Source organism: Deinococcus sp., from assembly GCF_025362455.1.
Classification (GTDB): domain Bacteria; phylum Deinococcota; class Deinococci; order Deinococcales; family Deinococcaceae; genus Deinococcus.
In genome coordinates this window covers 1-23,196 of the sequence record NZ_JANYGJ010000138.1, presented here as the reverse complement: position 1 = coordinate 23,196, position 23,196 = coordinate 1, and the positions used below count along the sequence as shown (strand labels likewise).

The following is a 23,196-nucleotide window of genomic DNA, read 5'->3' as shown; positions in this document are numbered from 1 at the left end:
CCCACGTCGCCCATCACGGGGTCGCAGCAGTACAGGGCGTCCGGGTTGGCGGCCCGGACCCGGCGCACCGCCTCCACCACGGCGCCCACCGTGCCCCCCGAGCCCATGTAGCCGCTGAGCACGGCGCCGCAACTCGGCAGGGCACCCCGCGCCTCGATGCCGCTGAGCAGATCGGCCACCACTTCGGGGGCGAACACCGGGCCGGTCCACTCTCCGTAGCCGGTGTGGTTGGAAAACTGGACGGTATGAATGGCCCAGACTTCGAAGCCCAGGCGCTGCAACGGAAACACGGCGGCGGCGTTGCCCACATGGCCGTAGCTGACCCAGGACTGAATCGAGAGGATGTTGGTGGGGAGCGTTGGCGTCGTCATCATCTGAGGATAGAGGGAAGTGGGATGGGGGAAGTGGGAACAGCGAATGGCCTGGCAGAGATTGCTGTTTCTCTGCACCCGGTCAACTCCACCCCGTCCACCGTCCCGCGTCTCTCCCCACACCCCACTTCCGACTTCCCATCTCTACCCGTTCAGCCGCACGTCCGCCACCTTGCACAGCATCCGGAAGGTCTGGAACAGGTGCAGGGCGTCGGGGCTGGTGTACTCGACGGTCATGGCGTCCAGGCGCGTCACGCCGGGCACGCGCTCGCACTGGTCGGCGCGGGCCTGGTGCTCGAAGCTGAGCTGCACACTGGCGGGATAGCTGATCTGGAGGGGCGCGGCGCGGGCAGATTCGACAGCCCGTTTCGCGCCCGCCTGAATAAGTTCGAGCGCCTTTTTGGGATGCAGATGCACGGCGCTGAACATGCTCAGGCCGCGCTTGACGCTCACGCCGATGACCTGCTCTCCGAGCTGGTCTCGCACCTGCGCCACCGCCTGATCGTCGCCGCTGATGAACACCACCGGCACGCCGAAATGGGCGGCCAGCAGCGCGTTGAGGTACGGTTCGCCTGCCGGAGTACCGTTCACCCGCACGTCCCTCACGTAGCCGTTCCAGGTGTGGGCCAGCGGGGCGCCCACCGTGCTGGCGCGGGCGTGGTAGCCGACGAGGAGCAAAGCGTCCACCCCGGGCTCCTCGACGCCCTGCACCATGCTCAGCGGGCGGTCGTAGCCGGTGACCAGGCGCACCCGTTCATCGAGCAGCTCAGGGAGCAGGTTGCGCATCCCATCGTGTGAGTCGGCGATGGTCACGCCCCCAGCTCCGGCCTCGAAGGCACCCAGGGCGGCGGCGCCCGCTTCCAGGGTCATCTGAATGCGGGCACGTTCGTACCCGGCGCCGCTGACCAGGCCCCCGAATTCCGGCGGGCTGACCTGCACCCACGAGCTGACTCCGCACACGCCTTCCATATCCACGCTGATGACGACGTTCATGACACCAAGCCTACTCGCACTGGCCTACTCGCCCGTGAAGCCATGCCCGGCCTGGTAACGGGGCAACTCATCGGCGGTGGGCAGCTCGGATTCGTGCTGGACGGTCTGGAGCCTGGCCTCGAAGCGCTGCCGCAGATGCCAGAACTGGAGGCACAGCCCGGCCACCGACCTGAGTTCGCTCATCAGGACGTGCGCCTGGGCGGCCCCCCCAAAATACGACTCCCCGGCCCAGACGTGGACCCATTCGCCCTCACGTTCCCGAATTGCCAGGCCCTCGTCACGCAGATTCACACCGTTGCCGGGCGACATGGCGGCCAGCGCCGTCAGGAAGCCGGGGTCGTCCAGATCGTGAAACCAGCTCGCGTTCAGGAACTCGCTCAGGGCGCTCAGGGCTTCGGGGCGACCTGTGGCGCAGCTCAGCCGCAGTCGGGTGGACCCGTACCGGCTGGGGTTGAGGTTGCGGCCCCCATCCGGCACGCCGACCCACCAGATGGCTCCGGAGTCGTCCTCAGCCTCCAGCGTGACGACCTCGCCGGGGGCCAGCGGACTGTTTGCCGGGCGCTCGTCGACGTGCGAGAAGGTCGGCAGCCACAGCGGTTGACCCGGATTCACGGCGAAATGGATCTCCTCCAGCTCCACGCCGCGCAGTTGCCGGGCACGGGCGAGTCTGGCCGCGAGTTTCTCGGCATTGGTTTGACGGGGGTTGGTCTGTTCAGGACTCGGCACGGCTCTCTTCCAGCAGGGTGTGGCCCGCTGTTCTCAGCGCCGCCTGGGCCGTCTGTAACTGATCGCCTTTGACCAGCACGTAATCGGTATCGAAAGTGGACAGCGCGAAGATGCCCACCCCGGCGCCGCGCAGCGGGCCGAGCACCGCGCTCAGAATGCCGGTCAGCGTGAACTCGAAGGGGCCGTGCAGTTTGAAGGCGACCCAGCCGGACTCGTGCTTGACGTTCACCGGAAGCAGACCGGACTGGCAGACCAGCGACCATTCGTCGGGCGTGCGGGTCAGGTTGAAAAGACTGCTTCTTGCCAGTTCGGCCAGATCGAGCGGCATAGCGGCGCTGGGCGGCCACTGCGCCACCGCAAATTCGGTGGGGTGTGGACCGCCCAGGAGGGACAGCGTTAACGGAGGTGTCATGCCCGGAGTGTAACGGGCCAGAGGTTCACTGCCCTTTAGCGAGGCGCTCTAACACCAGGCGCGAAACGGTCTTCAGCGTCTCGAAGACGCCCCGGCCCTGGTCGGCGACGGCCTCGTGCCACTGAAGCTCGTGGCGCGGGTCGATCACGGCGCGGATCATCTCGGTGGTCAGGGCGCCATCGAGGTCGCGCTTGTTGATCTGAAGGATCATCGGCACTTCCTTGACGTCGATGCCGTGCTCGGCGAGGTTCTCGCGGAGGTTGCGCATGCTCTCGGCGTTGGCCCGCAGGCGGTTGGGGGCACTGTCGGCCACGAACACGATGCCGTCCACGCCGCGCAGAATCAGCTTGCGGCTGGCGTTGTAGAACACCTGGCCGGGCACGGTGTAGAGGTGAAAGCGGGTCTTGAAGCCCTGCACCGAGCCCAAATCGAGCGGCAGGAAGTCGAAGAACAGGGTGCGCTCGTCCTCGGTGGCCAGCGACACCATCTCGCCGCGCAGGTGGCTGGGCACCTTGGCGAACACCTGCTTGAGGTTGGTCGTCTTGCCGGACATGCCGGGGCCGTAATACACGATCTTGCAGTTGATTTCGCGGGCGGCGAAGTTGATGGTACTCAAGGCATACCCCTTTTCATGGGACCGCTCGGCGTGGGGCCGGGCGAGGACGAGGCGGAGACGGTCAGGCGAACTCCGTAAGAAAGCCTGAAACTCATGGCAGGCTCAGCCCAGCAGGTCGTCGAGCAGGGCGGTGGCGTTGCTGCCGAAATCGGCGTCGAACTTGATGACCGGCGCTTCCTTGAGGTTTTGCATCACGACGGTCAGGGCGGCGATGGTCTTCTTGGCGTGGAGCTTGACGCGGCCCAGGGGCACGCTGCTCTCGAAGATGAGGGTCAGCAGCGCCACGTCGGCGACGGACTCGACGTAGATGGCGCCCTGCTCGCCCTGGTGGATCTGCTCGGAAAAGGTGCGTTCGCCGAGCATGTTGGCCAGCGCTGCCGTGGCCGCCGCGTTGGAGGCGACGAGGGTGGCCACCGAATCGAGAGCCGGAGGGCGCGGCGCCCAGAGGGCTTCTTTGTGTGAAAGCACGAAGCCCTTGCGGTCAACGAGCAGACAGTAGCGGACGCCGGTCGCTTCAAGCAGGTCTTCGAGGTAAGTCTCGACCTGATCGAAGGATTCACCGTACAGTGCGAGAGAGGGCTCAATCATCGAAGGCAGTATAGGAAGGGTGGTCTTACAAGCAGCGTACAGATTGCCGCCAGCCCTGGACCGGCGCCGCGCCAGGTGGCCCACGCAACCGCCGGAGTCCGTCTGGAACAGCAGATAACGGCCACAAAAGGGCCGGTCCGCAGGCCAGATCGGCACTGATCCAGCACCGGCCCGGCACCCCGGACGCGCCGCGAGAACGCAGCTCTTCACGTCCCCAGGGCGGCCAGCGGTTACACTGCCCGACGTGAAGCGCCCGCACTCCCCGCGCCGTACCGGTTTAACACTGCCACCGGGTCTAACACTGCTGCCCGGTTTGACCCTGCTATTGGCCGCCGCCAGCCTGGTCAGCCTCGGCGTGGCCGGAGCACGCCCGGTGATCGTCGGCGGCGTGGCGACCAGCCCGGTGATCGAAACCAAGTTGCTGAGCGGCGAGCGCGAGGGGTTGCCGGTGTGGTTTTTGCCGCGCCTGGGCATGCAGACCCGCAACGACGCACAGGACCTGTGGCTGAGCTACGGCCCGCGCAGCCTGCGCTACACCCCCCAGGGCGGCTGGCAGGCCAGCGGCTTTACCCTTACTCGCCCGCTGAGCGCCCCGGAGCGCTACGGCGAGGCTGGGTCGGGCGGCGGCAGCCTGCACGTGACCCTGGAGGTGCTGCGTGCCCTGGGACTGGCCCTGGGCGGCAACGCCGAGCACCTGAACGTGGCCGGAGGTCGCCGGGCCGTGGAGGTGCCGGACCTGGCCAGGTTGCCACTGAGCGCCACCGCAGAGGTGAGCGCAGAGCCTGCCCCACTGGCGACCCGGCCCCCCCTGTCCAGAAACGCTGTGCCCAGCGGCACCACGCCCAGAGGCGCCGTCAAACTGACCCCGCCGCCAAGCAAGCCTGGGGCGGTCAAACCGCTGGCGCCAGCGTCGGAACCGGCCAAGGTTGGAAGCGTCAAGTCAGCGCCGGTCAAAGCTGAAGCGGTCAGGCCGGAGCCGTTGAAACCGGAGCCCGCAAGCATCACCGTCAACCCGGTCAAGGCCAGCCCCGTCAGAGCCGTCGCGGTAAAAGTCAGCCCCGTGACGGGCAGCCCAATCAAAATCAGTCCAGTCAGGCCCAGCTCAACCGCAGCGGCTGTCAGTCAGGGCTCGCTGAACCCAGCAGTGAGCTTGACGACGACACCGAAGAGTACGGCACAAAACAACCTGGCTAAGACGCCAGCTCACCCGGCCCGGTCTACGCCGCTAGCCCAGTTGAGTCCAGACCCGACTGTTCCAGCTCAGCCTGCGCCCGTCGAGCCGACGCCGACCCAACCGTCAACCCCACAGCCATCAACGACACAACCCACACCGACCCAGCCGCCACCGACACAGCCGCCACCCACACCGCCGCCACCCATCCAGCCGATTCCCAGCGGGCCGCGCCTGACCGGCGTGCGCAGCAGCCTGAGCCGTGTCCGCAACGTGCAGCTTCAGCGGCTGGTGATCGACCTCAGCGGGCCGGGCAGCTACAGCGCCGTCAACGAGCGCGGCGGCGTGACGGTGTTTTTGCCGGGTGCTGCCGCCGCCGCCGAGGTGCAGACCCTGGAGAGCGGCGATACCCTGACGCTGGCCCCCGACGCCCGTGGCGTGACGGTGCGGCTCGACGCGAACGGAGGCCAGAGTCAGGTGACGGTGCTGGACAACCCGGACCGGCTGGTCATCGACACCGCCACCGGCCTGAATGCCGACGTGCCGCCGCCCATCAAGGAAGACGCGCTGCCGGGCGGCATGGCGCTGCGGACCTTCGGCGGGCTCTCGCTGCTGAGCTTCGACCCGGCGCGGTTCGCTCCGCACGTCGTCACCGCGCCTGTGGGCAGCGCCCTGAGCGTGGCGGAGCTGGTGCGCCGAAGCGGCGGCGTGGCCGGGATCAACGGCGGCTATTTCGATCCGCCCAGCAGCCTGCCCGTCGATTTCGTGGCGGCGAACGGGCTGCTGCTGGCCGCCAGCCTGGAGCGGCGCGGCACGGTGGGCTTCACCGAATCCGGCGAGCCGCTGTTCGGCTTTCCGCGCCCACGCTACACGCTGAGCGGCGCGTTTGGCAGCCTGAACGTCAACACCATCTCGGCGCACTCCAACCCGAACCTGCTGACCGCCTTCGTCGGCGACGGTCATACGGCGGTGGGCGGCCCCAATCTGAGCACCCTGACGCTCAACACGGCGGCCAGCAGCGTGCTCAGGGCCGACAGCGGCGCCGTTGTTCCGGCCACCGGACTGATCAGCCTGAGTTTCGACCCGGCGCGTTTTCCGCTGCTGCCCCGCACGCCCGGCAGCGATCTGAGCGCCACGCTGAATTACCAGCTCCAGCCCTGGCAGGGCGTCCGCGAGGGCCTGAGCGCCGGGCCGATGCTGCTTCAGGGCGGAGAAATCGTGCTCAATCCGGGGCGTGAGGCGTTCAACGTCCTCAGCGGGGTGTGGCGGCCCACCCGCCAGGTGGCCTTCGCCGTCTATAAAGGGCAACCCACCCTGGCTTTTCTGGAATTCGGCACGCCCGACACCTTCGCCCGCGCCCTGCACAGCGCCGGGGTACAAGACGCCCTGCGCCTCGACAGCGGATCGAGCGCCACCGTGTTCGTCACGGGCGGCTACCTGGGCACGGGCGGCTACCTCAACAGCGTCTGGAGTCGCCCGGTGCCCAACGCCATCGTGCTGGTGCCGGTGGAAGGCGCGCAGGCCGCGCGGGCGAACAGGGGCAAATAGAGCAGTACTCCGAATGACGCCACGGGGAAAACAGCCTCCCCGCGCCTCCATTCTGCGCCTTGCTCAGTCAACACTACTCGCTCCGCTCGGTCATAAAAAGGGCCTTTTTATGACATCTGCTCTAGGTCCAGCGGGGCGTTCAAGTACAGACGTCAGGGGGATCAGCAGACACCGCCGCCGGAAAGATGGGGCCTGGCAGCGGTGTTCGTCACAGCGGTGTTCGGTGCAGCGGTGTTCGTTACAACGTTGTTCGGTGCAGCGCTGTCGTCTCCCCTGCTCAGTCGCCCGCGCCCACCCTGGTCAGCACCCGCTGCTCCTGGGGGGCGAGTTCGAGGATGTGGTAGCCGTAGGCGTTGATGACCTGGGCGCCGCTGGCCTCGTCGGTGTAGCTGACCTTTTTGCCCTCGTACTCGTGGATGTGGCCGTGGACGACCAGCTTGGGGTGGCGCCTGGCCATGAAGGCGCTGATCTGCGGGCAGCCCCGGTGGGCGTAGTCGCTTCCGGCGTGCGGCCCGGCAGGCGGCGCGTGGGTCAGCAGAATATCGACCCCGCCGCGTGAGCGCAGACCCAGCTTGCCCAGACCCCAGCGGGCCTGCGAGTCGGTGTACTGGTTTTCGCCCTCGCGGTAACGGGGCACGCCGCCCCAGCCCGCGACGCGCAGCCCGGCGGCAGTAACGACCCGGCCATGCGCGTTGATGACGCCCTGCGGCAGCTTGCGGCCCTCGCCCTCGTTGATGTACTCGTCGTTGTGGTTGCCGGGCACGTAGACCACCGGCACCGGCAGCGTGGACGCCAGAAATTCCAGAAAGTACCCCGGAATATCTCCGGCTGACAAGACCAGGTCAATCTCAGGGAGGCCCTGCGGAAAACCGCTGCGGTAGACGAACGGGTGAACCATATCGGCCACCACCATCACCCGCAGTGGCGCGGCCCCGCCCGGCCCCGTGAGGGTGGGCAGATGGGAAACCGCGCTGGGAGTGGAAACCGTCGTCATGGTGAATGCTCCTGCCCGGATCACCGGAGCATGTCTGGGGCGACCCTGGGGCCACCGTTTTGCGTCAACCGCCGGGCGTATCTATTGGGTTGTCACTCAAGGGCTTTAGTCCCAGAAGTATAGACCCCGGCCCCTAAGCAACGTGGGAAATTGTCCAAGTTGTCCAGACGGTAAAGCGGTGACGGCTACGGTTTCGCCCGCCGCCGAAGCTCAGCCAGGCAGAAACGCGGCGCACCTGGCCTGCCCCACATCTGGGTCACTTCCGGTCCGGCCCGGTGCGGTCTGGTTCAGTGAAACTTGAGCCGCCGATGCGGATCAGGTCCAGGTTGGGCTTGCCGTCCTTGCCCGGCAGCGCGAAGGCGAACCGCTTTTCCGTGCGACCGTCCGGATACCTGAGTTCCAGGGTGTTGCCGACAAAGCGGTAAGCGCCGCTGCTGCCGTTCTGGCTGGTCGCGGTGACGCCGCCCGTGATCTCGCCCTGCGGTGTGCCGGTGGTGGTGGTGGTGGACATCACGCCGCCGCTGGAGCCGTAGACGAATTTGCCCGCGCCGGTAAAGCTGTAGCTGCTCTGAAACGAGCTGACGGTGGTGCTCATGGCGTTGCCGAAGCCGCTGCTGGCCTGGTATTTGGCATTCAGTTTCAGGCCACTCAGCGGCACGATGGCCTGGTAGCGCTGCCCGCCGATCTTGAGTTCGCCGCCGACTTGTTCCAGCTTCTCCGGCTTGTCGTTGCCAATCACGAGACTGCCGCCCTGCACACGGTAGACCTCGCAGATGGGCAGACCGTTGGGATACGTGCGCGAGCAGTCGGCGTCTGCCAGGTCGGTATCGGGCTCGTGGGTATACACGTAACCGGATTTGTCGAAAAAGTAAAACGACCAGCACAGCCCACCGCAGGAGCCGCCCACGTCCACGTTCCAGCCCGCCCAGCCGCCGCTCAGGCCGCCGCTGCCCCCCGGCGGGGCGGGCGCTCTGGCCGTGCCGTAGACGGGCAGCGGCTCGTCTTTGAAAATGGCCCGGCACCTCAGTTCGGGGCGGTAGATGCTGACCTCGCGCAGCCCGCCGTCCCTGGGCAGGTACGAGCCGATGGCCTCGTCGAGCCCGCCGCCGGTAAATTCCAGCTTGCCCCAGTCCTCGCTCTGGTCGCTGCGGATGTCGGTGGTGAAGCGCCCGGTCTGGCCGCCGTAGCGGTACGCGCCGCCCGGCAAAATCTCGATGGTGCCCGCTGCCTGGCCACTGCCTTTTTCCTTGACACAGGGATACGTGCCGGGCGCAGGCGTGCGGCGCCTGAACTGAGCCAGCATCAGGTTTTCCAGTCCGCCGCGCTGGTAGCACTCGAAGCTGAGACTGCGTTCCAGCACGCCCTCGCCGACGTTGTTCAGGCTCAGGCGCTGGCCGTGGTTCTCCAGGTTCAAGTAGCCGTAGCTGCCACCCAGCGGGCCACCGCGCCAGTCGGTCTTGGTCAGCGAGCCGTCCTGCTTGATGACGTAGCTGCCGCCCCCATACGGCGTGCGGTACTGGCCGCCCGGCAGTATCTGGAGAATCAGCTCAGGGCTGAGGCTGCCACTGGCCTGTTCCCGGTAGCAGCGAAACTCGTCGGGGATGGTGGCGCGTTCGGGGTCGCCGCCCGAAGCTCTGAACTGGGCGGCGTTCATGGGCTTTACGTCTGGCAGCGCCACCTTTTTACCCAGCAGCGAGCCGGAGGCGGTGGGCGCAGGACTGGTCTGGGCCGTGCCGGGCGTTGCAGTGGACTGGGGCGCAGCCGTGGAGTTCACCAGGGCGATCAGCACCGCCTGGCCGGACTTCAGGGCCGCGTCACTGGTCGTCACCAGCACGTACAGGGTCGCCTTCTTGCCATTCAGGGCCGCCATGTAGGTCCGGGTCTGCACCGCCTGGGCGGTCTTGATCTTGAGCGCCTTCAGAATCAGCGGCTGGCCCGACGCCGAGGTGATCTGCCGGGGGTCACTGTCTTCGGTGATCTGGCCGTCGCTCGACAGGGACTTGACGGTGGCCGCGAACCAGGTCTGAACGTCGCCAGACACCACCTGATCGGGAATCAGCAGGATCATACCCGCCGCTGCGCCGCCCGCCGGGGTGAGGGTGGCAACGGCCTCGCCCAGCTTGACCGTCCAGCCGGGCGGCGCGGTAAAACTCACGCTGCCGATCTTCTCGGCGGCCACCTGGGCAGTGAGCAGCAGCAGGAGCAGGGCAGTCAGGCGCTGGATCATAAAACCTCCGCAGGACGTGAGCGGTAGGGCAGCAAGGTGGGCTTTGAAGCATTGGGCAGAACGGACGCGCCTGCCCCCTCGGTCAGCCGCCTCAGTCAGCCCCCTCAGTCAGAAGCCCCCCTCAGTCAGAAAGAAGAGGCTTTTTTGACAGATGCTTTAAGGCTTGATCTTGAAGCCGCGTGCGAACGTCGCCATCGGCTCGGCCAGGCCAGCTTTATCTTCGAGCTGCGTGGTTCCGGTCAAGCTGTAGACTTTGCCGTTTGAAAAAGCAAAGTTTTGAATGAAATACAGCGTGAATTTCCCTTGCTTTCCGCTGAACATAAGCTCCTTACCCGGCTTGCCTGAGAGCGTGATGTCGCGTGAACCCAGCAGCTTGTACTCGGTGATGACCTGCTTCAGGGCGGCATTGGTCACGACGGTGTACCGGGCCAGGCTCATGTTTGCTGGAACAGGTCGCACCGCCACATTGATATTGGTGGAAAAGCCAGCCGTGGCGCTCGGAGCCGTGAAAGCCACCACCACGCCCGGAGGGTCAACCTGTTTCCAGCCCTTGGGCGCGGTGGCACTGAAGCCGTACTGGGCGCTGACGTACTCGGCCCCAGCCACTGACAACAGTGAGGCGGCGAGCAGGGCGGGCAGAAGTTTTGAATTCATGTCCAGAGATTAACGCCCGCCCCACCTGAATCAAGTGAGCCGGGCCGTGAACAGTCTGGCCGGGTCGGCTGAAGCATTGGTCATCATTTGCCAAAATAGCTGCCTCTCGTCAGCTCCATCATGCCCAACACTCTGCTGAATTCACTCCTCCCAGTCGGCCAATCCCAGTCGGTCAAAAAGAGAAGGCCTTTTCGATTGATGTTCTAGAATACCTGATACGGATTCCGGATGAACAGTGATGTTCTGTTCATCCCGACCAGCGGGAGTAGGAACAGAATACGGGTTCTGATCGGAGTTATATTTTTGGTGGGATTCCAAAAATATAACGGATTGGCCGGAATCCGTATGAGCACCGCTGACGCCCAAATCGCTGGCCGGAATCTACAGCACCGACACCGGCAGCGGCCCGGCAGGCGGCCTGATCGGCGGCGGGGTGGGCGTCTACAACTCGCTGGAGAGCGGCTACCGCTTCACCACCGACGGTCAGGTGAGCTGGAAGTACAGTTCGTCAAGCAGCACGCTGATCTCGCCCAGTTTGATCACCGGGGGCGGTGCCAGCGGCGGCAGCTCCAGCCGCCAGGACGGGGGCCAGGGCCGCTACACACTGGCGGGCAACTGGTTGACCCTCAGTTTCGAGGGTGGCCGGGTGCAGCGGCTGTTCGTGTATGCCCAGCCGCCGCAGTTCTACAAGGGCGACCCGACGCTGGGCGAGCGCCTGAACATCGGCGGCAACTGGCTCAGGCGGGTCGGCAAGCCGTGAGTGTTATTTGTTGACAGCGCTACTTGTTGACCGTAAACCCCTTGTCGGTCAGCGTGACCAGGCTGAGGTCCAACCCCATCTGCTTAGTGCCGCTCACCAGACCGCTGCCGAAGTCGTCGCGGCTGGCCTGGTCGTTCTTCCAGGCTTCGGCCAGCACGCCGTAGAGGGCGACTTGCAGCAGCAGGGTGTCGGACATCTCCTGCTTCTGGGCGTCGTTCAGGGCCGCGACGCTGGGAATAGCCAGCAGCAGCGGCTGAAACTGGTTGCGCAACCCGGAAATCTGTGCCCTGGTGGGGTCGTCGGTGCGGCTGCGCGTCATCAGCCAGGCGTAGCTCCAGTAGACCGCCCAGGTGTCGGCCAGGTTGGTGGTGCCCAGCCCGAACATGGTTTTGACCTGCTTGTCGATCTCGGCGAACACGTCGCTGGATTTGAACAGCTTGTTCCACTCCGCGCCGGATTCAGGGCTGCCCTCGGTGATGGTCGCCACGAAATTGTCGATCACCTTTTTTCGCACGGCGGGCGAGACCTTGAAATTCAGGGCAGCGGGTTTGATTACGGGCGCCGGGGTCTGCGTAACCGGAGCTGGAGTCTGCCCCTTGGTCGGGGTCGTCGGAGCCGGGCCGACCTGATTCATCAGCTTGAAGATCGAGCTCGACAGGCTCGACGCATTGCCGCCTACCGCCTGGGCCGAGGCGGGCGCGGCGCTCAGCAGCAGGGCGAGGATCAGGGCGCGGCTTGGGGCCGTGAAGCGGAATACCGTGCGGGTAGACATGCGTTCTCCAGTGATCTGGGCAGTGAACTGACCGCAGAGTAACCCAGTTCCCTGAGTCGGGTGTGGAGGAATGGTGCAGTCCCCCGCAGGTGGGAAGGGGGTGTTGTGCGCTTGTGGACGGGATTTACCTGATTCTTGATCTGGCTTTCCAAACAGCCCCTGAAAGGGAGGAACATTTCAACTGTCCTGACCTAACCGTACTTCGCCTGGTGCGCCTTTTTCAGCCGCACGTACTCCGGGTTGGCCGCCGCCTCGTCCCACCTGACGCGGAAGATGCGGGCCGATTCGGCTTTCACGGGGTCTTCCGGGCTGCGCGGCAACTCGGCGCGGCCATGTGCGCCGCTGACGCCTTTCAGGTCGCCGGGTACAGGGCCGTCGTACTTCTTGCCGCCCTTGTGGTTGGCGTATCTCCGCGAGCGGGTGTAGCCCATCTGAAGGAACTTGCGGGCCATGTCGGCGCCCACGAAATCGCCTGCGACCAGGTAGTCCAGAAACATCTGGTAAATCGTTTCGCTGCTCCCTTGCGCCGCCTCCGGGGTGGCGAAGCGCCAGTGGGGCAGCAGCTCTGACTTGTACGGCTGCACCCGCAGCACGCCCTGCTCGCCCACGCCGACCCGGTAGAGTTCGGGCCGGGCACGCAGATCGAGCGCGGCGTAATCGAGGCTGTAGTCAAATTTGCGGGGATCGCCCGGCGGCCTTCGGCGCAGCGCCTCCCGGTCCAGCGAGCGCTGGTGGGCGGCCTCATCCAGTTCGGGCATCATTCCCCCTCCGGCAACGCAAAAGGCGGAGGTCATTCCCCCGCCCTGAGTGCATCCGTCTTCAGTTGAGTTGCTCGTCGTCCATCATGGCCTGGAGCATCCAGCGAATCTTGTCGATGGTGGCCGCGTAGCCGTTGTACATGTCGGCGGTGGCGTGGTCCTCGGCGTCGTCCACCGCGCCGCTGTCGTCGCGGTAGCCCTTGCCGACGCGACTGAGGTCGTTCACCAGGTCGCTGACCTGGGCGCGGGCGTCGCGCACGGTCTCGATGGGCACCTTCACCACGCTGTAGCGCGAGAGGTCTTCCGGGGCGTTCTTGGGGCTGCCGCCCAGGGCCACCAGGCGCTCGGCCTGCTCGTCGATGCTGGGAAACACCTCCTCGATGAACTCGTCGTAGGCCAGGTGCAGGTCGCGGAAAAAGCGGCCCCGGATGTCCCAGTGGTACTTTTTGAACTTCAAATACAGGCTGATGCTGGTCGCCAGGTTGCGCTGCAAGGTCTCCGAGACGACGCCGAACTGCTCCTCGCTGAGATAATGGTGGTTGACGAGCTGATTGAACTCGCCCTTCTCGTGCGCGGCGTCGGTCTGCTTGCCCACCGACGCCTGAGCGGGCGCTGGGGCCTGGGGCAGCGGCGCGGCGCCCGCACTCACCCTGGCCTTACCCGGCGCTTTGGCCGCCGCTTTAACTGGAGCCGGAGTGACGTTGTTGTCGGCAGTTTTGGGGTTGTCGGCAGTTTTGGGGCTTTTTCTGGTCATGGTTTACCGTATCTCCGCCGCGCTCATGAGCAGATGACGCGGCGGTAAGCGCCCCTTTACTTGTGGAGCTTTGCTTCAGGCCAGGTGAGGATTTGATGTAGACGCTGGCTCAGACGGCGCGGAATACCAGGCGATTGTCCTCGACGTGCAACGTCGCCTCGCCCGAACCCGCCAGCTCGGCCAGGTGGGCGCTGACCACGCTGCGGTTCAGCACGAAGGCGCCGGGGGTGGTCATGGTGACCTTCAGCTCGGCGCAGACCCGTGCCAGCACGTCGTCCACACTGCCAGGCAGGGAACCGCGCACGGCGTCCGTCACGCGCCCGAAGGCGGCCAGGTTGGCGGCGACCAGTCCAGCCAGGTCGGAGGTGGCTTCACCGTGGCCCGGCACCACCGTCCAGACGCCCTCCAGCGCGAGCAGACCCTGGGCGCTGCGCTTCATGGCCCCACTGTCCAGGCAGAAGGTCAGCGGGTGCTTTGCCAGACTCTCCGGGCCGAACAGGGCGTCGGCGGCGTAGAGCACGTTTCCGAACCGCACGGCGTACATCTGCGAGGCGTGGCCGGGCACGGAGATCAGCTCGACATCTACGCAGCCCAGCACCGCCTTTCCGGCCTGGATGGGCTGCGCCGGACTGGCCGGAGCCAGCAGGAATTTGCCGCGCAGCTCGGCGGGCGGATGCGCCCCGTAGAGGTAGACCGGCTCCAGCAGCGGGTGCGCGATGATGGCGGCTTCCAGCGGCGGTGCGTAGATCGGCAGGCCCGCAAACGACTTGAGGATGGTGGCGTTGCCGCCGTGGTGGTCGGCGTGCGAGTGGGTATTCAGAATGGCGCTGGGCGTCAGCGACTGCGCCGCCAGGGCACGCAGCAGCTTGCGGGCGTGGGCGTCGTCCAGGCCGGTATCGACGATCAACACGCCACCGTCCTGAGCGTCGCCCTGGCACAGCACCAGCGAATTGACGGCGGCGGGAAACAGGAAGGCGCCGGGGCCGAGCGGCAGGAGGTCGGGCACAGGTGGAGTGTACCGGTGGCCGAAGTCGGCCTGATGACGGATGCTCTACTGTGAGCCATGCCTCGTTCAGTCGCGTTGTTGTCGGCGGTATGCCTGGGTTTCAGCGGCCTCTGCGCTGCTCAGGACGGGTTTGCCTATGATCCGAAACTGGCCGTGACCGTGACGGCGGCGAACGCTCAGAGCGTCCTCGTCCCCGGCCCCAAGGTGCAGACCGATCTGGACGAGGCTTTCAGATACGACTATGTGGCGACCAATCAGGTCTCACCCGACGGCAAGGCGACGGTGGTGCATTACCTCGGTTCAGCTTACAAGTACTGGAACGCGGCGGTGTTCCTGGTAGACGCCAATGGTCACCTGAGCGAGCTGAAAGACAGTGTGGTGAGGCGGGTCTTCTGGAGCGGAGACAGCCGTTACCTGGTCGGCATCGGAGACAACACCGTGCGCGTCTGGAACCTCTCCGGTGGACTCAGGAAGGTCAGTTTCGGCAACATTAACGCCTCAGCGTTCTCCGGCAGCACGCTGTGCATCGAGACCACCGACGACCACGCTATCGGCGGCGACTCCGACGTGAGCCGGGTGGTCGAACTGTACACGGTCCCGGCGCTCCGCAAAATCATCAGCAGTCCTGCCACACAGGTGCTGGGCTGCCGCACGGCCTCCCCAGCAAGTCCCTGAACCGTGATGGAGGCGCATTCTCCCTCCCAGTTTGTTAGCCTGTACCCCATGTCCCGCCTGGCCCTGCTCGCACCGCTGCTGCTGCTCACCGCCTGCTCGAACCCGCTGGCGAACGTGCAGACGTTTGCCTACGTGGGCGGCGACGTGCGCAGCGGGACCATCGGCTATGAGCGCTCACCCCCGGCGGGCGGCCCCTACAGCCCGCTGTGGCAGACCTGCGGCGTGTACGCGGCGCCGATCTATCCGGAGTACGCTGTTCACAGCCTGGCACGCGGCGCGGTGTGGGTGACCTACCGCCCCGATCTGAGCCCCGGTGAGCTGAGCAGCCTTCGGGGCACCGCCGAAGGCAACGCCCAGGTGCTGCTCTCACCGCAGCGCAGCCAGCTCGCCCCGGTGATGGTCAGCGCCTGGAACGCCCAACTGGCGCTGGACGGTGGCCGCGACGCACGCCTGAAACGCTTCCTGGGCCGCTATGCCGGGGCCGACACGGTGCCGGAGGCCGGGCAGCCCTGCGCGGGCGGCTTCGGCGGCACCCAGGACGCCCCGTGAACACGGACGCCCCATGAACAGGGACGCCCCGTGAACCCCCATGAACCCCCCATGAAAAAGGACGCCCCATGAGCGAGCCGGACCCGGTTGCGCTGAACCCGTCCGATCTGGCGCGAGCCCGCGAGCTGATCCGCGCCGCTGAGCGCGTGGCCGTGCTGACCGGCGCCGGAATCAGTGCCGAGAGCGGTATTCCCACCTTCAGAGAGGCGCAGACGGGCCACTGGGCACGCTTCCGGCCCGAAGACCTGGCCAGCCCCGCCGCCTACCGCCGCGACCCGGAGATGGTCTGGCAGTGGTACGCCGGACGCGCCCGCGACGTACAGGCCGCCGCGCCGAACCCCGGCCACACCGCCCTGGCCGAGCTGGAACGCCGCAAGGGCGAGGGCTTTTTGCTGGCGACCCAGAATGTGGACGGGCTGCACGCACGGGCGGGCAGTGAGCGCCTGATCGAGCTGCACGGCAATCTGGCCCAGGCCCGCTGCGAGCGCTGCGCCCACGTTCAGCCCTGGCCCGGCGAGGCCACCGCTCCCCCGCCCTGCCCGGTCTGCGGCGCAACGCTGCGGCCCAACGTGGTCTGGTTCGGTGAATACCTGCCCTCAGCCGCGCTGGAAGCCTCTCAGCTCGCCTTTGCCCAGGCCGATCTGGCGCTGGTGATCGGCACCAGCAGCCTGGTGGAACCGGCGGCCAGCCTGCCGCTGCTGACGCTCAGGGGCGGCGGCGCCGTCACCGAGATCAACCCGGACCAGACGCCGATCAGCGCCCTGGTGACGCTCAGACTCGCCGGGCGGGCCAGCCAGGTGCTGCCCGCACTGCTGGAGGATTACGTATGACCAGCCCGCTGACCCTCCGGCCCTACGCGCCCGCCGACCTGGCCGCCATCTACGACATCTGTCTGCGAACCGGCGACGCGGGAGAGGACGCCCGTGATCACTACCACGACCCCTGGGTGCTGGGCCACCGCTACGCCGGGCCGTACATCGCGCTGGAGCCGGGCTTCGCCTTCGTCGTGGACAACGGGCAGCGGGCGGTGGGCTACGTGCTGGGCGTGCCCGACAGCCTGCGCTTCGCCGCCGAGAGCGAGGAACGGTGGTTCTCGGTGTTGCGCCCGCTCTACCCGCGCCCGGACAGCACCGACAAGGGCCGCGACGCCGCCGCCCACCGGCTGATTCAGGCAGGCTACCGTGCGCCGCTGGGCGAGTGGCTGCCCCGCTATCCGGCCCACCTGCACATCGATCTGTTGCCCGAAGCCCAGGGCCAGGGCCTGGGCCGCGCCCTGATGGAGACCCTCTGGGCCGCGCTTCGCAGTGTCGGCGTGCCGGGCGTGCATCTGGGCGTGGGCACGCTCAACCCCAGCGCCCTGGCTTTTTACCGCCACCTGGGCTTCATTGAGCTGGAAAACTTCGAGGACCGGCTGTATACCCTGGGCTACGACCTGCGCTGAGTCTGGGCTGGACGTGATGCTGAGCTTTACGGCGAGCCTCGTCGTTCAACGGCGAGATCCTTCACTACGTTCAGGATGACAACCCTCGATTGATTGACGCACGGCACCATATTCACTCGCACTCGGCTTCACAGCTCGCTCAGATCGGACCTGAGCATCACCAGGCCGCGAGTGGCGTCGGCCAGCGCCAGGCGCCCGTCCGGCAGGGCTACGATGTCCATTGGCTTGCCGAAGGTGCGCTGCCGCGTTACGGTAAGACCCACCAGATCGATTTCGCTGACCCTACCGCCCCGGTCGGTCAGGTAGGCGTGGTCACCCATCAAGCTGAACTTGTCGGGGTGGCCGGGCACCGCCAGGGTCCGAGTGATCTGACCGCTGGCATTCAGCTCCAGAAGGCGGCCCTGCACATCCAGCACCAGCGTGCGGCCCTGCCAGCTCGCCAGGCCCACCGGAGCGCCGCCGACCTGGTAGCGCGCCAGCACCCGGCTGCCGTCCACTGAAAGGGCGACGACCTGCCCGCTGACGTGCTGGGTGGTCAGAATCCGGTTCGGTTGCGCCAGCACGGCGTCCATGTAGTCGGCCTGAGGGATGGTGGCAGGCTGGCCGATGGCCGTGACCACGCAACTTTCGCCCCTGAACAGCCGCATTTCCCCGCTCGCCGCCGACTTGACGAAGATGCCCTGATCATTAACCGCCAGCCCCGCCGCGCCGCCCGGCGCCGGATAGGTGCGCTCGACTTTGCCCTGATTTACATTGAGGACCACCAATCTCTCGTTGGCCGCGTCGAGCAGATAGGCTTTGCCACCGCTGTAGACGCCCTCGGTGTACCAGGCGGGCCGGGCCTGGGCCAGCTCGACACCGCGCAGTTGCCCGCTCGCCGTGCGGATCACCAGCGGATACCGGCTGTTCTCGCTGCGGGCCAGCACCAACGAGTCGCCCGCGCTGATCACCACGTCGGCCTGCCGGATGTCGGGGCCAGCGCTCAAGCGAGGCACAAACAGCCCCAGCGCGGCGGCCAGACCCAGCCCGGTAGCGATCCAGGCGCCCCAGCGGGAAGGCCGGGCACGGGACGGACGGCCAACACTGTTCAGAACCTGGTCCGGCAGCGGCTGAATGTCGACTGGCAGCTTGATCTGCTCTGCCTCCAGCGGCACCTGTCGGGCACGCTCCAGCAGGGCATTGCGAGCACTGGGGGCCATCTCAACCGGCTCGACGTACAGCAAGTCAGTCATGGTCGCCTGGAGATCCAAGGCCACCTGGGAGCACTCCGGGCAGCCGGGCAGATGAGCCTTCACGAAACGCACCGCCCTAGCGTCGGCGATACCCAGCAGCACGGCGCCCAGCTCCAGTTCACAGCGCTGGCAGTCGCTCAGGTTATCGCTGCTACCCGTCATCTTCACTTCACCTCCCCGCCGTGCAGTTGTGGAATGTCGTCCTCGAAATCCTCGCCCAGCAGACCGCGCAGCTTGTCGAGGGCGTACTTCAGTCGGCTCTTGACCGTGCCCACCGGCACCCCCATCGCCCCGGCAATGGCTTCGCGGGTTTCGCCCTGGTAGTACGCCCGCTCGACGGTTTCGCGCTGGGCGGGCTTGAGCTCTCGCAGTACCGCCTGGACGCGCTCAGCACGCTGCCGCTGCTCCGTGTGCTCCAGCAGGTCCACGCGGGGATCGGCCAGCGGCAGCGGCGCACCTTCCTCGTCGTCCAGCGGCAGGGTGTACCTGACGCCCCGGAGCCTGGAGATGGCCGCGTGGCGCACCACCGTCAGGATAAAGGTGGAAAAGGCCGCCCGGCGCGGGTCGAACAGCGTGGGTCTGGCCCAGACTTTCAGAAACGAGTCGTGGACGATCTCCTGGGCCAGCGCCGCCTCGCGCACAATCGAGAGGGCCAGGCCGTTGGCGGCGGCGCTGTAGCGGTCATACAACTCGCCGAGCGCCGCCTCGTCGCGCAGGGCGAAGCGGGCGATCAGTTCGGCGTCGCTGGGACCACCCTGCTCCTGGCTCGACATCGGGTTCAAGGTAGCATTCCGGATATTGGCGACAGGTTTTTGCCCCTCCCACTTACGTCTTCTGGTCCAGTTGACCGCCACCGGCATGCTCAGCATTCACGTCTCCTACTGACAGATACGCCGCTGCCAGGCAGGAAGTTCAGACGCGAGCACTCGACGAAACCCAGCTAGACAACTCTTGAACCAGCGAATGAACTCCTGGTGTAGACCCGGGCGTACTTCTCGGCAGAAAGGAGAACAGCCTATGAATACATCGTTGCAGCGCCCATTGGTGGCGTTGCTGGCCCTGACCCTACCTTTGGGCGCCAGCGCCGCCAGATACACCAGTATCCCCAACCCGGCGACGGGTGCCCACTTCAACTTTCGCGTCACGTTCATCCCGGTGCCCGGTCAGGTGAGTGCAGTCAATGCTCAGCTCGACCTCGATCCGGCCCATCCCGGCAAGGCCAGCGGCCTGGTGCAGGTGCCGCTCGGCGCGCTGGGCACCGGTATCGGGCTACGTGACCAACACGCCCGCAACTATCTCAAGGTGGCCGACTTTCCCGCCGCCACCTTCAAGCTGGCGCAACTCAGCGGGATCGGCAGCCTGCCGGTGGGCCAGAGCGTCAGCGGACAGGTCAGCGGCGTGTTCAGCCTGGCAGGGATCAGCCAGCCGCTGAGGGCGCCTATCACCGCCCTTCGCAGCGCGTCGGGCCAGATCGCGGTCATGACCACCTTCAACGTCACATTGAGAGATTTCGGCATCCGCATTCCCGGCGCCGACGCCCGCACCGACGTGCAGGTGAATTTTACGCTGGCACCGCAGTAACCGGCTTCCCTCGCGCACAATCCTCGCCTCTCATCCCTGCTCGACCAAGGAGAACACCATGAACGCACGCCATCTGTCCGCCCTGAGCCTGACCTGCCTGCTCGCCCTGACCGGCACGGTCGCCCTGGCCCAGAGCACCACGCCCTCCTCCGCCGACCCGGCCATGACGGATCACAAAGACGGCGCCATGAACGACGGAACGATGAAAGACGGCGCCATGATGGGCCTGCGCGGCGAGTTCAAATCGCTGGCGGCGCCCACCCAGGGCAAGGTGAGCTGGGAGAAGGTCGGCGCCAGGTACGTGCTGAGCATCACCGGCCTGAAAACCGAGGCCGCCCCGGACCTAAAAGTCTGGCTATATCAGGGCGACGTGCTGAAAGACAGCGCCAAGCTAAAAGTGCCGGGCAAGTACGTCTCTGTCGGCACCCTGAAAAAGTTCAGCGGCGACGCCAAATTCACCGTCAGCGCCCAGACCCTCGGTAAAAACATGGCCAAGTTCAACACCGTGGTGCTGTGGTGCGATCAGGTCAGCACCGCGTTTGCCAGTGCGCCGCTGAAGTAGACGAGCACCGAGCATACAGGCTGGAGTGCGTCTCAGCCGGAATCCATGAAGGCAGGGCAACATGCGGGGTATGCGTGTCGCCCTGCCTCTCTTTACGCTGCTGGCGTGTGGACCGCTGGCCTGTGCCCTCCCTTCACAAGTGCTGCTCACTGGTATGCGCCACGAGTATCAGCGCCTGAACAACTGCGGCCCGGTCACCATCGGCATGGCCATGAGCGTCTGGGGCGGCAACCAGACCCAGGCTGTCATTGCGCCTGTGCTCAAGCCCAACAAGAACGTGGGGCCGGGCGAGATGGCCAGTTACGCCAGCAAGCAGGGCTACGCGGTGCATTCCGGCGTGGCGGGCACGCCGTCGCTGCTGAGATCCCTGGTCGCCGCCGGGTTTCCGGTGATCATAGAAACCTGGTTCGTGACCGGCGAGGAGGGCGGCATGGGCCATTACCGCCTGGTGACCGGCTACGACGACAGAGCCGCTGAATTTCGTGCCCTGGACTCTTTCTACGGCCCCAAGGTGCGGATGCCGTATGCCCAACTGAGCAAGCTGTGGCGCGGCTTTGGCGGAACCTATCTGGTGGTGGTGCCCAAAAACAAGCTCGCGCAGTTGAACGCCTTGCTGGGCGAACGCTCAGTGCCGGGCAACGAGTGGCGCCTGGCCCTGCGGGCAGCTCAGAGCGAGACACAGACCCGCCCGCAGGACGCCTTCGCCTGGTTCAACCTCGGCACCGCCAAACTGCACGTCGGGGACGCCAGGGGTGCAGCCAGAGCCTATGACCGCGCCCGCGCCGCGCCGCTCGACCGTTCGCTGGACCCCTCTCCTGCGGAGCTTTACAAGTCGCGCCCGGCCCGCGTGGTCGGTGGTCTGCCCTGGCGGATGAGCTGGTACCAGTTCGGGATGCTGGAGACGTACTTACGGGTGGGCCGCCCCGCCGAGGTGGTTGAGATCGCCAACGCCGTACTGCGTGACGCCCCCGACCACGAGGAAGCCCTGTACTGGCGGGGCCGGGCACGCGCCGCGCTGGGACAGACGAGCGCAGCCCAGAGTGACTACCAGGCGGCGCTGAGGTTCAGACCGGGGTTTGATCGGGCGGCGCAGGCGCTCAGGCAGCTCTAACTTACGGCTTGCCGTACCGCTTCAGAAAGCTCTCCCGACTCAGGATGCTGAGTTGAGCCTCCGGGGCACGGGCGCGGCTGCCGTACACGCGCCGCAGCACCGTTGCCCAGATCGTCAGGCGCCAGCGGCTCGCACGCGGCAGCGGCAGCGTCCCGAAGCCCATGTGCTCCAGCAGCGGGCTCAGGGTGCTGGTGCAGCAGACCGCCTGTACGCCTTGCCAGTCGGGGCGGCGGGCAAGTTCACGCGCCAGCAGCGGCAATTCCCGGCTGACCGAGCGGCGCAGGGTGGCGAGTAAGCCGGTGTCCACCATCAGCGGGTTGTTGACGTGCAGTTCGAGCACCGGGGCGCCGCGCCTGACGAGAGTGCCGTCTGAGAGTGTGACGCCCCCGAAAGCAAACGGCACCCGCGCCAGCCGGTAGAGCGAGTCGGCCCGGCCCAGCAGCGGGCGAACCCCGCCCAGGTGGTCGAACAGGGTATCGAAGACGCCCGCCAGGCGCCGGGGCAGACCATATAAACCCAGCGGCGCGGCGCCGGTCAGTTCATCCAGACGAACGGCGCTGTAGCCCCGCGCCGACAGCTCGCGCAGCAGACCGGGCAGGGCAGCGGCGGTGATGCGGGCACCTGGCCCCGCGTCGTGCAGCAGGACTACGGCGCCGGGGTGGAGCCGGGCCAGCACCCGGTCCGTGATCTCGGCGGGCACCTGTCCGGCCAGCCAGTCGCGGGCGTCCACGTCCCAGTGGGCGCTGGTCAGATTGGCGCGGCGCTGACCGAGCAGGACCGCCAGCGTGTACGCCCCGTGCGGCGGGCGGTGAACCGTGGGGCGTCGTCCGGTCAGCGTTTCCAGCTCGGAGGCGCCGCGCACCACGTCCAGGTAGGCGTCCCAGGGGCTGCGCAGCCAGGCGTGACGGTGCCGGACGCCGTGCAGCTCGACCTGGTGGCCCGCCGAGCGCATTCGCCGGATCAGGTCGGGATGGGCTCCGGCTCTCGGCGTCAGCACGAAGAAGGTCGCCACCACGCCAGCGGCCTCCAGGGCGTCCAGCACGGCGGGGGTGGTGGCCGGGTCGGGGCCGTCGTCGAAGGTCAGGGCGACGCCGGGCCGCTTCCAGTGGCCGGAACGCACCACGCCCAGCCCCAAACGTTGCACCAGCAGATACGGCAGGCCGATGAAGGCGGCGAGGAGCACACCCGCGCCCTTCCACGTCCGCTTCAGACGCGCTCCAGAATGGCCTTCGCCGCCCGCTGGGCCGCGTCCGGTACGCCCAGCGCTCTGGCGGCGGCGCTCAGGCGGGCATGCTCGCCCTCGTCCAGCGCTCGCAAGACGGCGGGGCGCAGGCGGTGGAGTTCCCTGACCCAGATCGCCGCGCCCTTGTTCACCAGATACTGCGCGTTGTATTCCTCCTGGCCGGGAATCGGGTCGTAGATCACCAGCGGGACGCCTAAAGTGGTCGCCTCGGCCACGGTCAGGCCGCCCGCCTTGCCCACCACCAGATCCGCAGCCGCCAGCAGTTCGGGAAAATCGGTGGTGAAGCCCAGCCGGTGAACGGTGGCGCCGCCCTGCTGCTCTATGCCCACCCGGTCGGCCCCGGCCAGCACCAGCACCTGCACCCGCCGCCCCAACTGGCCCAGCGCGTTCACCACCTTCTCCAGACTGCGGTAGAGGCCCTGCCCGCCGCCGGAGATGAGCAGCAGCGGCAA

Annotated in this window: 26 protein-coding genes; 9 read left to right on the top strand and 17 right to left on the bottom strand. The window is 66.7% G+C overall.

Features of this window, described 5'->3' with window-relative positions:
- The 6 genes from pdxY to Q0R23_RS10935 all read right to left on the bottom strand — a co-directional run.
- A partial coding sequence (gene pdxY / locus Q0R23_RS10960) for a pyridoxal kinase (RefSeq protein WP_293912970.1) occupies positions 1-371 on the bottom strand: 371 nt, incomplete at its 3' end.
- A gap of 144 nt (positions 372-515) precedes the next feature.
- Entirely contained in the window at positions 516-1,364 is an 849-nt protein-coding gene (locus Q0R23_RS10955) for a M55 family metallopeptidase (protein ID WP_293912969.1), read from the bottom strand.
- Positions 1,365-1,388: 24 nt separating this feature from the next.
- The gene (locus Q0R23_RS10950; RefSeq protein ID WP_293912968.1) at positions 1,389-2,090 is read right to left on the bottom strand and encodes a hypothetical protein; all 702 of its coding nucleotides are present in this window, start codon (positions 2,088-2,090) and stop codon (positions 1,389-1,391) included.
- Positions 2,077-2,502: an ACT domain-containing protein gene (locus Q0R23_RS10945; RefSeq protein ID WP_293912967.1), complete on the bottom strand. Its 426-nt coding sequence runs from the start codon at positions 2,500-2,502 to the stop codon at positions 2,077-2,079. Before Q0R23_RS10945 ends, Q0R23_RS10950 begins: the two co-directional genes overlap by 14 nt.
- Before the next feature lie 25 nt (positions 2,503-2,527).
- On the bottom strand, positions 2,528-3,118 hold the full coding sequence (locus Q0R23_RS10940; protein WP_293912966.1) for an ADP-ribosylation factor-like protein: 591 nt from the start codon (positions 3,116-3,118) through the stop codon (positions 2,528-2,530).
- Between the two features lie 102 nt (positions 3,119-3,220).
- The gene (locus Q0R23_RS10935) at positions 3,221-3,706 is read right to left on the bottom strand and encodes a roadblock/LC7 domain-containing protein (protein ID WP_293912965.1); all 486 of its coding nucleotides are present in this window, start codon (positions 3,704-3,706) and stop codon (positions 3,221-3,223) included.
- A gap of 313 nt (positions 3,707-4,019) precedes the next feature.
- Here Q0R23_RS10935 and Q0R23_RS10930 point away from each other — a divergent pair, with 313 nt between their 5' ends.
- The gene (locus Q0R23_RS10930; RefSeq protein ID WP_293912964.1) at positions 4,020-6,425 is read left to right on the top strand and encodes a phosphodiester glycosidase family protein; all 2,406 of its coding nucleotides are present in this window, start codon (positions 4,020-4,022) and stop codon (positions 6,423-6,425) included.
- Between the two features lie 277 nt (positions 6,426-6,702).
- Here Q0R23_RS10930 and Q0R23_RS10925 read toward each other — a convergent pair whose 3' ends face one another.
- From Q0R23_RS10925 to Q0R23_RS10915, 3 genes are all read right to left on the bottom strand, one after another.
- A complete protein-coding gene (locus Q0R23_RS10925) occupies positions 6,703-7,338 on the bottom strand; it encodes a metallophosphoesterase (protein WP_293912971.1) in 636 nt (211 codons plus the stop codon).
- Between the two features lie 337 nt (positions 7,339-7,675).
- Positions 7,676-9,646: a hypothetical protein gene (locus tag Q0R23_RS10920; RefSeq protein WP_293912963.1), complete on the bottom strand. Its 1,971-nt coding sequence runs from the start codon at positions 9,644-9,646 to the stop codon at positions 7,676-7,678.
- 156 nt (positions 9,647-9,802) lie between these two features.
- Complete coding sequence (locus Q0R23_RS10915; protein ID WP_293912962.1) at positions 9,803-10,300, bottom strand: DcrB-related protein; 498 nt, start codon at positions 10,298-10,300, stop codon at positions 9,803-9,805.
- Between the two features lie 433 nt (positions 10,301-10,733).
- Here Q0R23_RS10915 and Q0R23_RS10910 point away from each other — a divergent pair, with 433 nt between their 5' ends.
- A complete protein-coding gene (locus Q0R23_RS10910) occupies positions 10,734-11,060 on the top strand; it encodes a hypothetical protein (protein ID WP_293912961.1) in 327 nt (108 codons plus the stop codon).
- 19 nt (positions 11,061-11,079) lie between these two features.
- On the opposite strand, the gene Q0R23_RS10905 is transcribed toward Q0R23_RS10910, so the two are convergent.
- The 4 genes from Q0R23_RS10905 to Q0R23_RS10890 form a co-directional block, all read right to left on the bottom strand.
- Positions 11,080-11,832 (bottom strand): DUF6683 family protein, encoded by a 753-nt coding sequence (locus Q0R23_RS10905; RefSeq protein ID WP_293912960.1) that lies wholly within the window; start codon positions 11,830-11,832, stop codon positions 11,080-11,082.
- A gap of 191 nt (positions 11,833-12,023) precedes the next feature.
- Positions 12,024-12,590: a DUF4385 domain-containing protein gene (locus tag Q0R23_RS10900; RefSeq protein ID WP_293912959.1), complete on the bottom strand. Its 567-nt coding sequence runs from the start codon at positions 12,588-12,590 to the stop codon at positions 12,024-12,026.
- Between the two features lie 61 nt (positions 12,591-12,651).
- Positions 12,652-13,344 carry a Dps family protein gene (locus tag Q0R23_RS10895; RefSeq protein WP_293912958.1) on the bottom strand — a complete coding sequence of 231 codons (693 nt, stop codon included), beginning with the start codon at positions 13,342-13,344 and terminating at the stop codon, positions 12,652-12,654.
- A gap of 109 nt (positions 13,345-13,453) precedes the next feature.
- Positions 13,454-14,350 (bottom strand): MBL fold metallo-hydrolase, encoded by an 897-nt coding sequence (locus Q0R23_RS10890; protein WP_293912957.1) that lies wholly within the window; start codon positions 14,348-14,350, stop codon positions 13,454-13,456.
- A gap of 57 nt (positions 14,351-14,407) precedes the next feature.
- On the opposite strand from Q0R23_RS10890, the gene Q0R23_RS10885 reads away from it, so the two are divergent.
- The 4 genes from Q0R23_RS10885 to Q0R23_RS10870 all read left to right on the top strand — a co-directional run bounded on the left by Q0R23_RS10885 (position 14,408) and on the right by Q0R23_RS10870 (position 17,015).
- The gene (locus Q0R23_RS10885) at positions 14,408-15,025 is read left to right on the top strand and encodes a WD40 repeat domain-containing protein (RefSeq protein WP_293912956.1); all 618 of its coding nucleotides are present in this window, start codon (positions 14,408-14,410) and stop codon (positions 15,023-15,025) included.
- 48 nt (positions 15,026-15,073) lie between these two features.
- Positions 15,074-15,574, top strand: coding sequence for a DUF3105 domain-containing protein (locus tag Q0R23_RS10880; RefSeq protein WP_293912955.1), 501 nt, complete (start codon positions 15,074-15,076; stop codon positions 15,572-15,574).
- Between the two features lie 68 nt (positions 15,575-15,642).
- A complete protein-coding gene (locus Q0R23_RS10875; RefSeq protein WP_293912954.1) occupies positions 15,643-16,404 on the top strand; it encodes an NAD-dependent deacylase in 762 nt (253 codons plus the stop codon).
- Positions 16,401-17,015, top strand: coding sequence for a GNAT family N-acetyltransferase (locus Q0R23_RS10870; protein WP_293912953.1), 615 nt, complete (start codon positions 16,401-16,403; stop codon positions 17,013-17,015). Before Q0R23_RS10875 ends, Q0R23_RS10870 begins: the two co-directional genes overlap by 4 nt.
- Positions 17,016-17,143: 128 nt before the next feature.
- On the opposite strand, the gene Q0R23_RS10865 is transcribed toward Q0R23_RS10870, so the two are convergent.
- Together Q0R23_RS10865 and Q0R23_RS10860 are read right to left on the bottom strand one after the other, a co-directional pair.
- Positions 17,144-18,409, bottom strand: coding sequence for a hypothetical protein (locus Q0R23_RS10865; protein ID WP_293912952.1), 1,266 nt, complete (start codon positions 18,407-18,409; stop codon positions 17,144-17,146).
- A 2-nt stretch (positions 18,410-18,411) separates the two neighbouring features.
- A complete protein-coding gene (locus tag Q0R23_RS10860; RefSeq protein ID WP_293912951.1) occupies positions 18,412-19,116 on the bottom strand; it encodes a sigma-70 family RNA polymerase sigma factor in 705 nt (234 codons plus the stop codon).
- Between the two features lie 148 nt (positions 19,117-19,264).
- Between Q0R23_RS10860 and Q0R23_RS10855 the strand changes: the two genes are divergently transcribed.
- From Q0R23_RS10855 to Q0R23_RS10845, 3 genes are all read left to right on the top strand, one after another.
- Positions 19,265-19,828: a YceI family protein gene (locus tag Q0R23_RS10855; RefSeq protein ID WP_293912950.1), complete on the top strand. Its 564-nt coding sequence runs from the start codon at positions 19,265-19,267 to the stop codon at positions 19,826-19,828.
- Positions 19,829-19,886: 58 nt separating this feature from the next.
- A complete protein-coding gene (locus tag Q0R23_RS10850; RefSeq protein WP_293912949.1) occupies positions 19,887-20,390 on the top strand; it encodes a DM13 domain-containing protein in 504 nt (167 codons plus the stop codon).
- Between the two features lie 70 nt (positions 20,391-20,460).
- On the top strand, positions 20,461-21,501 hold the full coding sequence (locus tag Q0R23_RS10845; protein ID WP_293912948.1) for a C39 family peptidase: 1,041 nt from the start codon (positions 20,461-20,463) through the stop codon (positions 21,499-21,501).
- A 1-nt stretch (position 21,502) separates the two neighbouring features.
- On the opposite strand, the gene Q0R23_RS10840 is transcribed toward Q0R23_RS10845, so the two are convergent.
- Both Q0R23_RS10840 and Q0R23_RS10835 read right to left on the bottom strand, forming a co-directional pair.
- Positions 21,503-22,684: a polysaccharide deacetylase family protein gene (locus tag Q0R23_RS10840; RefSeq protein ID WP_293912947.1), complete on the bottom strand. Its 1,182-nt coding sequence runs from the start codon at positions 22,682-22,684 to the stop codon at positions 21,503-21,505.
- 23 nt (positions 22,685-22,707) lie between these two features.
- Positions 22,708-23,196 (bottom strand): glycosyltransferase (locus Q0R23_RS10835; protein WP_293912946.1); only part of this gene is annotated, 489 nt, incomplete at its 5' end.